The following is a 14,769-nucleotide window of genomic DNA, read 5'->3' on the forward strand; positions in this document are numbered from 1 at the left end:
AACAGCCCTTTAGAAATAAAGGGCTGTTTTTTCATCATTATCATTATCGCTATATTTGTTGATATATAACTAATTTCCATTATCTAATCCTTTCATGTTACGCTGTGTTTTGCTATATACAGCGTGTCATCATTTAATCTAAGTGGAATTCAAACATGAAAAAATTATCAGGTAAATTGCTTGCTGGAGCAGTTATTTCTTTTGCTTTAGTTAGCCAAAGTTTTGCATCGGAAAAAGTAACGGTATTTGCTGCCGCTTCTCTTACCAATGCTCTTAATGAAATTTCGGCACAATATAAGCAAGAAAAACAAGGTGAGATAGTTGCTTCTTATGCATCGTCTTCTACGTTGGCTCGCCAAATTGAACAAGGTGCACCTGCAAACCTGTTTATCTCAGCAGATCAGCAGTGGATGGATTACGTAATCGATAAGAATTTAATGGTTGCAGATACTCGTCACACGCTATTAGGTAATGATTTAGTTCTTATTGCCCCTAAAGATAGTAAATTAAATGACGTTGTTATTAATAAGGAAACGAAATGGAAATCCTTACTTAATGGCGGAAAATTAGCTGTTGGTGATCCTGACCATGTGCCTGTTGGTATCTATGCGAAAGAATCATTAGAATATTTAGGTGCATGGGATACTGTAAGCCCTGATATGGCTCGTACTAATAACGTTCGTAGTGGTATGGCATTAGTTGAACGTGATGAGGCACCATTAGGCATCGTTTACGGTTCTGATGCGGTTGCGAGCGAAAAAGTAAAAGTTGTTGGCGTATTCCCTGCTGATAGCCATAAACCTGTTGAGTATCCAATGGCAGTTGTAAAAGATCAGGACAATAAAGCAGTTCGTGATTTTTATGACTATCTGAAAACACCTCAAGCCGCAGAAATCTTTAAGAAATACGGCTTTAGCCCACTGTAGGAATTATACTTTTGGAGATGTTAAGTGAATACGAATGGCAAGCTATCGTTTTAAGCCTTCAGGTTTCGACTGTTGCAGTTATTATCAGTCTTCCTTTTGGTATTTTGATGGCTTGGCTGTTAGTTAGAGTTCGATTTCCGGGTAAATCGTTGCTCGATAGTATTATCCATTTACCGTTGGTCCTTCCCCCCGTTGTTGTGGGATATCTTTTGCTTATTAGTATGGGAAGGAGGGGATTTATTGGTGAATGGCTCTATAACTGGTTTGGTTTTAGCTTTACCTTTAGTTGGCGAGGAGCCGCGCTTGCATCAGCTGTAGTTGCGTTTCCACTTATGGTAAGAGCTATTCGACTGGCATTAGAAGCTGTCGATCAACGTATGGAACAAGCAGCAAGAACACTAGGGGCTTCGCCACTACGCGTCTTTTTCACGATAACGTTACCGCTGTCGATGCCGGGTATTATCGCAGGGATTGTATTGGCATTTGCACGCTCATTAGGTGAATTTGGCGCGACAATCACTTTCGTCTCCAATATTCCAGGGGAAACAAGAACAATTCCGCTGGCAATGTATACCTTAATTGAAACTCCAGGTGCGGAAATGGATGCCGCTCGTTTATGTGTTATTGCAATTATTTTAGCGCTCGTCTCTTTAATGGCTTCTGAGTGGTTAACTCGTTGGGGTCGTAAAAGATTGGGGGGCGTATGTTAGAGATGAATTTTAAACAGATGCTAGGCTCTTTGCGTTTGGAAGTGAACACAGAACTACCAACAGAAAGTATTACCGCAGTATTTGGTCTATCAGGTGCAGGTAAAACGTCACTAATTAATGTTATTGGCGGTTTAACCAAGCCTGATTCAGGGCGCATTGTATTAAATAATCACACATTGGTTGATACGGAAAAGAAAATTTATCTACCGCCTGAAAAACGTAAAGTAGGTTATGTATTCCAAGATGCACGCCTGTTTCCTCATTATCGAGTAAGAGGAAATTTACTTTATGGCATGTCACCAACCATGAAGGTGCAGTTTGATAAAATAATTCACTTACTTGGTATAGAACATCTATTATCTCGTTTTCCTATTACTTTATCAGGTGGTGAAAAGCAGCGTGTTGCTATCGGCCGTGCTCTATTAACGGCGCCTGATATTATGTTGATGGATGAACCTTTAGCTTCGCTTGATTTACCTCGTAAACGTGAATTATTGCCTTATCTCGAAAAATTATCGCAAGATGTACAAATTCCCATTTTGTATGTCAGTCATAGTCTTGATGAAATCATTCGGCTAGCAGATAACGTGATAGTTATGGATGCCGGTAAAATAAAGGCAACGGGTAAACTAGAAGATGTTTGGGCGAGTAGTGCTTTACGTCCTTGGTTGCAAAAAGAAACATTAAGCAGTATTGCGAATGTAATGGTAGTTGAGCATCATAACCATTACGACATGACAGCGACTGCATTTGGTAATCAAGTGCTTTGGTTGCCACAAATAGAAACAAAAATTGGTCGTGATGTTCGTGTTCGTATTGATGCTTCCGATGTGTCGTTAACAACAATTCGCCCATCAAATAGTAGTATTCGTAATATCCTTCATATGAAAGTAGTAGAGACGATAAAAAATGATGGTCAGATCGATGTTAAATTAGTCAACGATGGCAACTATTTATGGGCTCGGATCACGCCATGGGCAAAAGATGAACTGAATATTCAAGAAGGTCAGTGGCTCTATGCGCAAATTAAGAGTGTTTCTTTAAGCCGTCATCTTTGATTTATCTGATGAATGAAGATATAAAAAACCTCATTATTGATGAGGTTTTTATTTTTTAGTGATAATCCATCAAGGTGAGATATTAAGACAGAATATATTTATGGATCGTTTCTGCGATGCCCGGTTGTGAATTCACTTTGGTCACTAATTTTGCGCGTGATTTTACTTCATCTGAAGCATTACCCATCGCAACACCTAAGCCCACATGCTCCAGCATACTTAAGTCATTAAAATTATCACCAAAAGCAATAACATCACTCATATTCATGCCATTTGCTTCAACCCAACGCTGTAAACGACGACCTTTACTGTTACCCTTTTTCGCGATATCCACTTGATCAACCCAAGACCATTCGCACTCTAAACCGACTTGTTGTTCAATTTTTTCGACTAAAGCGTGTAATTCATCATGGTTTGGTGTTGTAGTTGCAATTTTCCAAATTGCATTAACATCATGCATTGCTTTATAAAAATCATCGACTTTAACTAAATTAGGGCGTTGTGCGAGAGGTAAGGTTTCTGACCAGTTTAATGTACGTTGTACAGGTGCTGATAATTGATCATAAAGCATAGCGTCATCAGCATAAACTAAGTGATGTACATCAGTTTGTTTGACTAAATCTAAAACAGCGCTGGTTTCTTTGGTTGTTAATGGGTCTGATTCAAGTACTTTTTTACCAATATAATCATAAAGATAAGTACCGTTACAGCAGATTGCTGGCGTATCAAGGTTTAGCGCTTGATAGAAAGGATGAATAGCAACATGATGACGACCTGTTACAATTAATACTTTAACACCCGCTTTTCTTGCAAGATTGAGAGCTTCTAAAGATTCTGGCAGGATACGTTTTTGGTCATCAAGCAGTGTGCCATCAAGATCCAATGCAATAACGCGATATGACATAAATAAGCCCCTTGATAGTAGTAAGATGCAATGTTTTGATGTTACACGTTAACCAATAAAAGATAAACTAGCTTAATCGTGATAAGTAAAAGGTGGTTGAGTTATTATTCTTTATAAATCAATAGTTAATCGCTTTTAAGGAGATGGGATGAATCAGGTAGTCTACGTAGCAAGTCCAGAGAGCCATCAAATCCATGTTTATGCATTAAACTCAGTGGGTGAAATGCATTTATTACAGGTTGTTGAGGTTGCAGGGCAAGTACAACCGATGATTGCAAGCGCAGATGGAAAATACCTCTATGTTGGTGTTCGCCCTCATTTTAGTGTAATGACATTTAAAATCGCTGTTGATGGTCAATTAGAGCAAAAAGCCGTTACGTCAATTCCAAGTACGCCGGTTCATTTATGTTTAGATAAAACAGGGCGCTTCTTATTTGTACCTTCTTATCATCAAGGTAATTTAGCCGTTTTGCCTATTAATGAAAATGGTATCGCCCAATCACCTATTCAAATCATTGAAGGGTTAAATAAACCTCATTCTTCTAATATTGATTGGAATAATAAACAGCTTATTGTGCCTTGTTTAGGTGAAGATCATATTCGTTTATTTGATTTATCACAGGAAGGTTATTTAACCGAAGCGGGTACTGAAGAATTAACTACAGCACAAAATGCAGGCCCTCGACATATGGCATTTCATCCTAATGGAGATGTGTTTTATTGCCTCAATGAATTAGATGCGACAATTAACGTTTATCGCCGTATGGGTGATTTATATCGTTTAATGCAAACGCTTGATATTGTGCCTGAAACATTTAATAGCACCCGTTGGGCTGCTGATATTCATATCACGCCAGATGGTCGTTTTCTTTATGCTAGTGAGCGCTCTGAAAGTTTTATTTGTGCAATGGCAATTTCATTATCGGGGGATTACCTACAACCTATAGGTTATTATCCAACAGAAACACAACCTCGTGGTTTTAATATTGATAATACGGGAAATCATCTTGTTTCTAGTGGTCAAAAATCAGATTCAGTGTCTGTTTCTCGTTTAGATAAACAAACTGGGGCATTGACGGAACTTGCGCGTTATCCAGTAGGAAAGGGCGCAATGTGGGTAACAATAGTTACGCTATAATCCTATGTAATAAATCATCTCCCCTATATTTCTAGAGGAGATGATTTGTTGTTAATCTGAAACCACTTGTTTAATCGCATTTATCAATATTGATAGCTGTTTGGTAGTCATGATATAAGGCGGCATAATATAAATTAGTTTACCGAAAGGTCTTATCCAAACCCCTTTATCGACAAAGGTTTTTTGCAATTTTGCCATATTGACGGGTTCATTCATTTCCACTACGCCAATTGCACCTAATACACGCACATCTTTCACTTTTGTCGCTTGTTTTAGTGGCAGTAATTCTTGTTTTAATTGTGCTTCTATTTGAGCAACTTGAACCATCCATTCACCACTAGCTAATAGCGATAAACTTGCATTGGCAACAGCGCAAGCTAATGGATTTCCCATATAAGTTGGGCCATGCATAAAGCAGCCCGCATCACCTTGACTGATAGTTTCGGCAATATGGCGGGTGGTTAATGTTGCAGATAACGTCATATAACCACCAGTTAATGCTTTTCCAACACACATAATATCTGGTGATATACCAGCGTGTTCACAGGCAAACATTTTACCTGTTCTGCCAAAACCTGTGGCGATTTCATCAGCAATTAGTAACACGCCAAATTTATTACACAGGGCTCTGGTTTGTTTTAAATATTCTGGGTGATAAATACGCATTCCACCGGCACCCTGAACGATAGGTTCTAGCATAACGGCCGCAATTTCTTGATGATGCTGCTCTAAAATTGAGTGCAATGAATCGATATCATTAGGATCCCACTGTTCATAAAAACCTGTCTTAGGCGCATCAACGAAAAGATGATTAGGAAGATAACCTTTGTAGAGGCTATGCATTGAGTTATCAGGATCACATACCGACATGGCACCAAACGTATCTCCGTGATACCCCTGTTTTAATGCCACAATGCGCTGGCGTTTTTCCCCTTTAGCTTGCCAATATTGCAATGCCATTTTTAATGCAACTTCAACAGCAACAGAACCGGAGTCAGCTAAAAAAATACATTCAAGCGGTGTCGGTGTTATCGCCAATAATTGTCGACAAAGTGCAACCGCAGGGGGATGTGTAATACCGCCAAACATCACATGCGACATATTTTCGACTTGTGTTGTTAGTGCACTATTTAATTCAGGATGATTATATCCGTGAATTGCAGCCCACCATGAAGACATACCATCAATAAGTTTTCTGCCATCAGCCAATGTAAGTTCAACGCCTTTTGCGCTCATAACAGGATAAGCCGGAAGTGGATTACTCATCGAAGTATAGGGATGCCAAATATGGCGTAAATCGAAAGCGATATCATCAGGTGTCATTTCATTATCCACTTAATCATGTAAACCAATGGTGATCAATTTTAGTTGACATGATAACCCTATTATTTAAACTGACAATCACTTTTAAACAGGAGAATGTATTGTGAGCACACTAAAGCGTTGGACACTGAAAGAAGCAAGAGCATTGTTTGAAATGCCATTTTTAGATTTAGTTTTTCAGGCACAACAAATTCATCGTCAACATTTTGACCCTTCACAAATTCAAGTAAGTACACTGCTTTCAATTAAAACAGGCGCTTGCCCAGAAGATTGCAAATACTGCGCGCAAAGTGCACGTTATAAAACCGGTTTAGAAAAAGAACGCTTAATGGAAGTACAGCAAGTTATTGAATCTGCTAAAAAAGCAAAAGCTGCGGGTTCAACTCGTTTTTGTATGGGAGCTGCATGGAAAAACCCACATGAGCGTGATATGCCTTATCTTGAGCAAATGGTAAAAGAAGTGAAAGCACTGGGTATGGAAACCTGTATGACACTGGGTAAATTAGACGAGACACAAGCCACTCGACTTGCCGATGCCGGGCTAGATTTTTATAACCATAACCTTGATACCTCTCCGGAATTTTACGGCAGTATTGTTACCACTCGTACTTATCAAGACCGATTAGACACATTGGATAAAGTGCGTAATGCGGGTATTAAAGTGTGCTCAGGAGGAATTTTAGGATTAGGTGAGGAAGTAAAAGACCGAGCTGCAATGCTGGTTCAATTAGCTAATTTACCGCAACCACCGGAAAGTGTGCCTATTAATATGTTAGCTAAAATAAAAGGAACGCCGATGGCGGATAACGAAGATGTCGATCCTTTTGATTTTATTCGTACTATTGCTGTTGCGCGGATCATGATGCCTCGTTCTTATGTAAGACTGTCTGCGGGTCGCGAGCAAATGAGCGAACAAACACAAGCTTTTTGCTTTATGGCTGGCGCTAACTCAATTTTTTATGGCTGCAAACTATTAACAACAACCAATCCAACCGAAGATAAAGACCATCAGTTATTCCGTAAATTAGGATTAAATCCTGAGCGTTTATCCGTTTCTATGGGGGATAACCAACAAGAAGAAGCCTTGATGCAAGCAGTTGTTAATAAAGATACTGAACAGTTTTATAACGCGGCACTGTAATGAGCTGGCAAACCTATTTAGATAATCGTCTTGATGAGCGTAGAAATACGCCATTATGGCGCAAACGCCAAGTGATTAAACAGTCAAATGGGCGTTTTTTAACGACGATATCAGAAGAAAAATATCTCAATTTTTCGGGAAATGATTATTTAGGTATTAGCCAGCATCCCGAGGTTATTAAAGCATGGCAACAAGGTGCGAATAAATATGGTGTTGGTAGTGGTGGTTCTGGCCATATTACAGGCTTTACACAAGCTCATGCGCAATTAGAAACAGAATTAGCTCAGTGGTTAGGCTACGATAATGCATTGCTATTTTCATCTGGTTACAGTGCTAATCAAGGTGTTATCGCTGCATTATTAGAAAAGGATGATACGATAATTGCAGATAAACTGTGTCACGCTTCATTAATGGAGGCCGCAGTATTATCCCCTGCAGCACTTTGGCGCTTTTTGCATAACTCAGCTGATTCACTGTCTCAACGCTTAAATAAAACAACGGCAGCAAAAACGTTGGTGGTTACAGAAGGCGTTTTTAGTATGGATGGTGATAAAGCACCATTAAGAGAAATTGCAAAATTAAGTCAGCAAAATAACACATGGCTGATGGTTGATGATGCACATGGTGTCGGTATTTTGGGTCATCAAGGGAAAGGAAGTTGTGATGAGGCAGGGATTAAACCTCAATTATTAATTGTGACTTTTGGTAAAGCCTTTGGAATGAGTGGTGCTGCGGTACTTTGTGATAAACAAACCGCTGAGTTTTTTGAACAATATTCACGACATCTTATTTACAGCACTTCAATACCACCAGCACAAGCTGTTGCATTAAGTGCAGCGTTGCAGGTTATTAAACGAGCGGATATTCAGCGCAATCATCTTTATCAATTAATACAGCAATTTCGTCAAGGTGTTGCGACATTACCCATAAAATTACTTCCTTCCCAAACAGCTATTCAACCATTAATAGTGGGTGATGAACAATTATGTCAAAAGTTATCGGATTATCTGCAAAGTAAAGGGCTTTGGGTTAAAGCTATTTTTCCACCTACCGTTCCCCCACAAAGTGCTCGTTTACGTATTACCTTAACCGCTAGCCATTCTATTTCAGATATTACGATGTTAATCGAGACTCTTCATGGCTTCTTCAGTGAAAACAGATAAACAGCGCCTTGCGCAAACTTTTGGTAAAGCAGCTCAATATTATGATGATTATGCGTTGATCCAACGTTATAGCGGTGAGCAATTAATGGCGCTCGCTAATAATGAGCTTGGTTGTATTGTATTGGATGCGGGATGTGGTACTGGCTATTTTAGCCAGCAATGGAGACAGCGAGGAAAATACGTTATCGCGCTCGATTTATCTCATCAAATGTTACAAGTTGCACAAAGTCAGCAACGTGCAAATAGTTATCTACTGAGTGATATTGAACATTGTGCTATTCAAGATAAAAGCATTGATATCGTATTTAGTAATTTGGCGATGCAGTGGTGCGATAATTTACCTTCAGCCATCAAAAGGTTAATGCGGACTTTACATTCTTCCGGCTCACTTTATTTTTCGACCCTTGGAACATCAACGTTGCAAGAAGTCAGAGACGCTTGGCAATCTATTGATGAACACTCTCATATCAACCCTTTCTTATCTTTTAATGAAATAGAAAAAGCATGTACTGGCTTTAAAATACAGCTATTTACGGAAAATGTTACTGAGCAATATTATTCATTAAATGAATTGTTTGCCTCACTAAAAGGTGTGGGGGCGAATTATCTACAGGGTGGACGACAAAAAGGTTTAATGACTCGGCAAAAATATCGTGAGTTAGAAAAAAGGTGGAAAACAGAGTCAGGTAAATATTTATTAACATATCAATTGGTTATAGGAAAAGTATCTCATGGCTAAAACATGGTTTTTAACAGGAACAGATACAGAAGTGGGTAAAACCGTAGTGAGTAGCGCTTTATTGCAATGTGCAGCAAAACAAGGTTATAAAACAGCAGGATATAAACCTGTTGCTTCAGGGAGTGAATGGCATTCTGGTGAATTACGCAATTCTGATGCGCTAACATTACAACAACACAGCACTATTGAGTTGGCTTATCAACAGGTTAATCCCTACTGTTTTGAAGCGGCAACATCACCGCATATTGTTAGCCAAAAAATGAAACAGCCTATTGATTTACAAGTAATAAGTGAAGGTTTATCTCGCTTAAAACATCAAGCCGATTGGATATTAGTTGAAGGTGCTGGTGGTTGGTTTACGCCATTATCGGGTAAAACATTTTTTTCTGACTGGGTGATAGCAGAAAAACTGCCTGTTATTTTAACCGTAGGTATTAAATTAGGATGTATTAACCATGCGTTATTAACTCAAAAAGCAATTATTCAGTCTGGTTTAACATTAGCAGGCTGGGTAGCAAATGAAGTTGAACCTGCGGGTGAATATCAAACCGAATATCTTGATACCTTACAACAACATTTACATGCACCGTTGCTAGGCAAAATACCCTACCTAAATAGTGTTAAAAAGCATGATTTTACACCGTATTTAAACCTTTCCGCGTTAAAAATAGACTAATTTTGTTTAACAAACAGATAAAGTTAGCGAAGATATTTAATTGTAATATAAAAATAAAAAAAATAAATTTCGCTGATTTTTATCGATTTTTAATCAGTGAAAAAAAGACGTAACTTACCGAGGAATAACAACTTTGTGTAGTTATCCACTATTCCTGTGGATAACCTTGTGTATTACCATTATAAAAATACGCTGAATCGAGAGAAGACAAGGCATTGACAAAGATTGATGTTATTCTCAACTTTTATTTTTTATTGTTTTTTATCAGTTAGTTAAATAAAAGCAATAGAGTGGTTCACCTGATTTGTTTGCTAAGAATAATTCAAACATTGGGGCTTGATTTTTTTAAAAAAACCAGTTTTAAAACTGGGGATAACCTAAGCTTAATTATTCAGACAAATTTTAATAGATAGAGATTGAAGCTGGATTTTTATCCAGTATTATAAGAGGGAGGTTGTTAGGAGATGAGAATATGAGCAAAGCGTTCAAACTGCATTCAGAATTTAAGCCCGCAGGCGACCAACCCGCGGCTATCGCTTCATTATGTGAAGGGCTAGAAGATGGTCTGGCACACCAAACTCTTTTAGGGGTAACAGGGTCGGGTAAAACATTCACTATTGCCAATGTGATTGCAAACCTTAATCGCCCAACGATGGTACTGGCACCCAATAAAACATTGGCAGCTCAACTTTATAGTGAAATGAAAGAGTTCTTTCCTGATAATGCGGTAGAATATTTTGTCTCTTACTATGACTATTACCAGCCAGAAGCCTATGTACCAAGTTCCGATACTTTTATCGAAAAAGACGCCTCTGTTAACGAACATATCGAACAAATGCGTTTATCGGCAACGAAAGCACTATTAGAGCGTAAAGACGTTATTGTTGTGTCATCGGTTTCAGCTATTTATGGTTTGGGTGATCCTGATAGCTATTTGAAAATGATGCTACATCTTACTAACGGCATGATTATCGACCAACGTGCTATTTTGCGTCGCTTAGCTGACTTGCAATATACCCGTAACGATCAAGCTTTTCAGCGAGGCACCTTCCGTGTCCGAGGTGAAGTTATCGATATCTTTCCTGCTGAGTCTGATGACTATGCATTACGCGTTGAGTTATTTGATGAAGAAGTTGAACGGTTATCATTGTTTGATCCACTAACAGGCCAAATTCACTATAACGTTCCTCGTTTTACGGTTTATCCTAAAACTCACTATGTAACACCTCGTGAACGCATTCTTGATGCGATGGAAAAAATCAAAGTTGAGCTGGCTGAACGACGAAAAGTATTATTAGAAAACGATAAGCTGGTCGAAGAACAACGTGTTTCTCAGCGGACTCAATTTGATTTAGAAATGATGAATGAATTGGGATATTGCTCTGGTATCGAAAACTACTCACGTTACCTTTCTGGTCGAGGTCCTGGTGAACCACCTCCAACGCTATTTGATTACTTACCTGCTAATGGATTATTAGTCATTGATGAATCACACGTTACCATCCCACAAATAGGTGGAATGTATAAAGGTGATCGCTCTCGTAAAGAAACATTAGTCGAATATGGTTTTAGGTTGCCTTCTGCTCTTGATAATCGTCCATTACGTTTTGAAGAGTTTGAAGCATTAGCACCTCAAACTATTTATGTGTCTGCAACACCGGGTAAATATGAGCTAGAAAAATCAGGTACAGATATTGTTGAGCAAGTTGTTCGACCGACAGGCTTACTTGATCCCATTGTTGAAGTGCGACCAGTTGCAACTCAGGTTGATGATCTACTTTCTGAAATACGCATTCGTGCTGCCAAAAATGAGCGTGTATTAGTTACAACGCTAACTAAAAGAATGGCTGAAGACTTAACCGAATATCTTGAAGAGCACGGTGAACGTGTTCGCTATTTACACTCTGATATCGATACAGTTGAACGTGTTGAAATTATTCGTGATTTGCGTCTTGGTGAGTTTGATGTGCTGGTGGGTATCAACTTATTAAGGGAAGGGCTGGATATGCCAGAAGTCTCTTTGGTTGCAATTTTAGATGCTGATAAAGAAGGTTTTTTACGTTCAGAACGCTCTCTTATACAAACCATCGGTCGTGCTGCTCGTAACCTTGAAGGTCGGGCTATTTTATATGGTGATAGGATCACCGATTCAATGGCAAAAGCGATAGACGAAACAGAACGTCGTCGTGAGAAGCAACAGCAATTTAACTTAGAAAATGGCATTGTACCAAAAGGGTTAAATAAGAAAGTTGGTGATATTCTAAAAATTGGTCAGCCATCGCAAGGACGTAATAAAAAAGGCCATAAATCGGCTAATGCAGAAGATAATTACCCACTGCTTTCAACGCAAGAGTTAGAAAAAGAGATCCAACGTTTAGAAGCTCAAATGTATCAACATGCTAAAGATCTTGAGTTTGAAAAAGCCGCAGGGCTTCGTGATAAGCTTCAAGCATTAAGAGCGCAATTTATCGCTAATTCTTAACATTATATTTTAAGATATAAGTTAAGCTGTAAATCTATTAGTATAGATTTAAAAACATAGGCTTAAGGGCATAGGCTTAAGGGCATAGGCTTAAGGGCATAGGCTTAAGGGCATAGGCTTAAGGGCATAAGCTTAAAGGCATAATACGACAAGTATTATTAAAATATCTGTCTGTCATTATGCCTTTTCTCTTTTATCATCGACAATTTATCCAATTGTTATTCCCTTAATAAGCTTGTGCTGTTTAAATACCTTAAACAGAGAGTCTCAATTATACAAAAAGATAAAAAAGACATTAAGGATAGTGAATGAGTGGTTATGTTGTGGCAGGGTTTCCAAGCTCTGTGGGTGTAATTATTGGTGTTTTTTTCCTCGTTCTGCTTTTTAAGTGGTTACGTAAGTTTGCTATAAAAGGTAGCGATTCGTCAAAGCCACCAAAAGTGCAGGGATCTAATCTTGTTGTAGAAGAAAATAATCAGCCCCCAGTTCTATTGCCTAATGAATGGGGATTATATGTTGGGATGCCTTATGCCGTAATGAATGAATGGGCATATAATGATTATCAAAAAAGTGACAGTGATGGTGGATTATCTTCCGGTTGGGGAATTAACGACCGCTGGGATTTAATTTATCAACTTTATTGGTTATTAACTCAAGGCCACACCTACGATTTTTATCAACTCCGTGATCAAATTGTCGATGCTAAAGATGGCGATATTCAGTCAATGAAAAATGATATTTTATTATCTGAGTTAACTGAAAATGATAAGAATGAACGCCTTTGGCAAATTGATATGATGAGCACCAACAGAATGAATATTCTTAATGGCAAATATTTAATTTGGGATTTTTGCCGTTTTAGTAAGCTCTGTTTAGAAGGTTGCAAACAAGGCTATATTACTCAACAAGAAGCACAAACATGGTCATTAATGAGCGCGTCTATGTTACGTCGTGTTTATGATGGTTGGGAAGATATGTGGAAAAACTTTATTGCTACACGTTGGTTATGGGCAAGTGGCGATCAAGATTGGGTTTCTTCTCATCAAACATTTTCAGATACTATTCAAAATATCATTAATGCAGAAGGTACCTTAGCAACAGAAGAAAATTGGTTAATGAATTTACCTCCGCTTGATCTTATGTCTTTTACTCGTACTGTTGCCGGTTTAGGGCTTATGAAAGAAGATAAACCGATGACGCTTGATGAAATAGAGGAAGTAATTAGCCAGCGTATCACACTGAAAAAGCTTAATAGTTAGGTAAATTACATTGTATTTAATCGTTTATTTGTAGATGTAATTAATGATTATGTGAGGCTATTAAACGCAAAAAACCGCACCTTTAAGATAATATTCTCAGGTGCGGTTTTTATTTAACTCGCTTATATTTTACTCGTCACGAAAGATAATATAAAAATAATTTACTTGCATTGCTATATCAAAAATTAGCATAATGCTTTTTTATCATGTTGTTTTTACAATATTATTTTTAGTAAACTGTTTTTTATCACATTATTTTGTGGCGTGACTTAATGCGTTACGTTGTCCTAATTGTTGCAATGTTAACTCTATCGCTTTACTTAAAAGATGGCGATCATGACGATATGGGACATCTTTTGCTTCTAATTGTGCTTGCACAATCAATCGGCCTTTCATTGATTCGTATTGTGTTTCAGGACTAAGGATCACGGCATCTATGGTTTGAGAACCAATATAGGTTTCCATCATGGCGATTTTATCTGACATCGTCATACTTGCCGCCGCAGGGCTAAGTTCCTTACCTAAGTTAGCAATATATATAGTAGTTGCACTACTACGTCGTAATGCTTGAGCAAGTTCTGGCAACAATAATAACGGCATTAAACTGGTAAAAAAGCTACCAGGACCAATTAAAATTAAATCAGCTTGTTCTATCGCTTCTATCGCTTCTCGTGTTGTGGGTACTTTAGGATAAAGGTCTAATTTTTTAGGGATTGTAGGTAAATTATCGACATTAACTTCACCGTAAATTTCGCGATCTTCATCATCAATAGCCATTAAATCGACAGCTTGTTCAGACATCGGAATTAAATGGGCATTAACTCTTAATAAACCACGAATAAGATTGATTGCTTCAAGCGGTCGAACACTTAAGTTATCTAGTGCTTTAAGCATGAGATTGCCTAAATTATGACCTGCTAGCTCACCGGTACCTGAAAAACGATATTCAAACATTGCAGAAGCCACAGAAGGCTCTGTAATTAATTGATTAATGCAATTACGCATATCTCCCCAAGCAATACCGCCTTCTTCTTGGCGAATACGGCCTGTAGAGCCACCATTATCTGTTGTGGTTACAATACCTGTAAGGCGAGAGCCTAAATAGGAAAGTGCAGAAAGCACGCGTCCAAGGCCATGACCACCACCAAGGGCAACAACACGATCTAAATCACTTAGTGTGCGATTTCGCATATTTGTCCTGTTTAATTTTAAAAATTTGCGGCTAATTTATCACAATTATTTTTTAAGCC

13 protein-coding genes are annotated in these 14,769 nt (G+C 38.3%); 10 read left to right on the plus strand and 3 right to left on the minus strand.

Annotation, left to right across the window (positions count from 1 at the left end):
- Positions 1-155 precede the first annotated feature (155 nt).
- The 3 genes from modA to modC are packed head-to-tail and all read left to right on the plus strand — an operon-like array spanning position 156 to position 2,694.
- A complete protein-coding gene (gene modA / locus PH4a_RS12420; RefSeq protein ID WP_064719375.1) occupies positions 156-926 on the plus strand; it encodes a molybdate ABC transporter substrate-binding protein in 771 nt (256 codons plus the stop codon).
- A 17-nt stretch (positions 927-943) separates the two neighbouring features.
- Complete coding sequence (modB, locus tag PH4a_RS12425) at positions 944-1,636, plus strand: molybdate ABC transporter permease subunit (protein ID WP_064719376.1); 693 nt, start codon at positions 944-946, stop codon at positions 1,634-1,636.
- Positions 1,630-2,694: a molybdenum ABC transporter ATP-binding protein ModC gene (gene modC / locus PH4a_RS12430; protein WP_129040111.1), complete on the plus strand. Its 1,065-nt coding sequence runs from the start codon at positions 1,630-1,632 to the stop codon at positions 2,692-2,694. The genes modB and modC overlap by 7 nt, the downstream gene beginning before the upstream one ends.
- Before the next feature lie 82 nt (positions 2,695-2,776).
- On the opposite strand, the gene PH4a_RS12435 is transcribed toward modC, so the two are convergent.
- Entirely contained in the window at positions 2,777-3,598 is an 822-nt protein-coding gene (locus PH4a_RS12435) for a pyridoxal phosphatase (protein WP_064719378.1), read from the minus strand.
- 148 nt (positions 3,599-3,746) lie between these two features.
- Here PH4a_RS12435 and pgl point away from each other — a divergent pair, with 148 nt between their 5' ends.
- The gene (pgl, locus tag PH4a_RS12440; protein WP_129040112.1) at positions 3,747-4,736 is read left to right on the plus strand and encodes a 6-phosphogluconolactonase; all 990 of its coding nucleotides are present in this window, start codon (positions 3,747-3,749) and stop codon (positions 4,734-4,736) included.
- Positions 4,737-4,787: 51 nt separating this feature from the next.
- On the opposite strand, the gene bioA is transcribed toward pgl, so the two are convergent.
- A complete protein-coding gene (gene bioA / locus PH4a_RS12445) occupies positions 4,788-6,059 on the minus strand; it encodes an adenosylmethionine--8-amino-7-oxononanoate transaminase (RefSeq protein WP_129040114.1) in 1,272 nt (423 codons plus the stop codon).
- Between the two features lie 103 nt (positions 6,060-6,162).
- On the opposite strand from bioA, the gene bioB reads away from it, so the two are divergent.
- The 6 genes from bioB to PH4a_RS12475 all read left to right on the plus strand — a co-directional run bounded on the left by bioB (position 6,163) and on the right by PH4a_RS12475 (position 13,519).
- Positions 6,163-7,200: a biotin synthase BioB gene (gene bioB / locus PH4a_RS12450; RefSeq protein WP_129040116.1), complete on the plus strand. Its 1,038-nt coding sequence runs from the start codon at positions 6,163-6,165 to the stop codon at positions 7,198-7,200.
- The gene (gene bioF, locus PH4a_RS12455; protein WP_129040118.1) at positions 7,200-8,363 is read left to right on the plus strand and encodes an 8-amino-7-oxononanoate synthase; all 1,164 of its coding nucleotides are present in this window, start codon (positions 7,200-7,202) and stop codon (positions 8,361-8,363) included. The genes bioB and bioF overlap by 1 nt, the downstream gene beginning before the upstream one ends.
- Entirely contained in the window at positions 8,338-9,102 is a 765-nt protein-coding gene (bioC, locus tag PH4a_RS12460) for a malonyl-ACP O-methyltransferase BioC (RefSeq protein WP_129040120.1), read from the plus strand. Before bioF ends, bioC begins: the two co-directional genes overlap by 26 nt.
- On the plus strand, positions 9,095-9,778 hold the full coding sequence (bioD, locus tag PH4a_RS12465) for a dethiobiotin synthase (RefSeq protein WP_129040122.1): 684 nt from the start codon (positions 9,095-9,097) through the stop codon (positions 9,776-9,778). Before bioC ends, bioD begins: the two co-directional genes overlap by 8 nt.
- A gap of 472 nt (positions 9,779-10,250) precedes the next feature.
- Positions 10,251-12,260, plus strand: coding sequence for an excinuclease ABC subunit UvrB (gene uvrB, locus PH4a_RS12470; protein WP_129040124.1), 2,010 nt, complete (start codon positions 10,251-10,253; stop codon positions 12,258-12,260).
- A gap of 308 nt (positions 12,261-12,568) precedes the next feature.
- Positions 12,569-13,519 carry a DUF1266 domain-containing protein gene (locus tag PH4a_RS12475; protein ID WP_129040126.1) on the plus strand — a complete coding sequence of 317 codons (951 nt, stop codon included), beginning with the start codon at positions 12,569-12,571 and terminating at the stop codon, positions 13,517-13,519.
- Positions 13,520-13,771: 252 nt separating this feature from the next.
- On the opposite strand, the gene yvcK is transcribed toward PH4a_RS12475, so the two are convergent.
- Entirely contained in the window at positions 13,772-14,710 is a 939-nt protein-coding gene (yvcK, locus tag PH4a_RS12480) for a uridine diphosphate-N-acetylglucosamine-binding protein YvcK (RefSeq protein ID WP_129040129.1), read from the minus strand.
- Positions 14,711-14,769: the final 59 nt, after the last annotated feature.

This window comes from Proteus hauseri, from assembly GCF_004116975.1.
GTDB classification, from domain to species: domain Bacteria; phylum Pseudomonadota; class Gammaproteobacteria; order Enterobacterales; family Enterobacteriaceae; genus Proteus; species Proteus hauseri.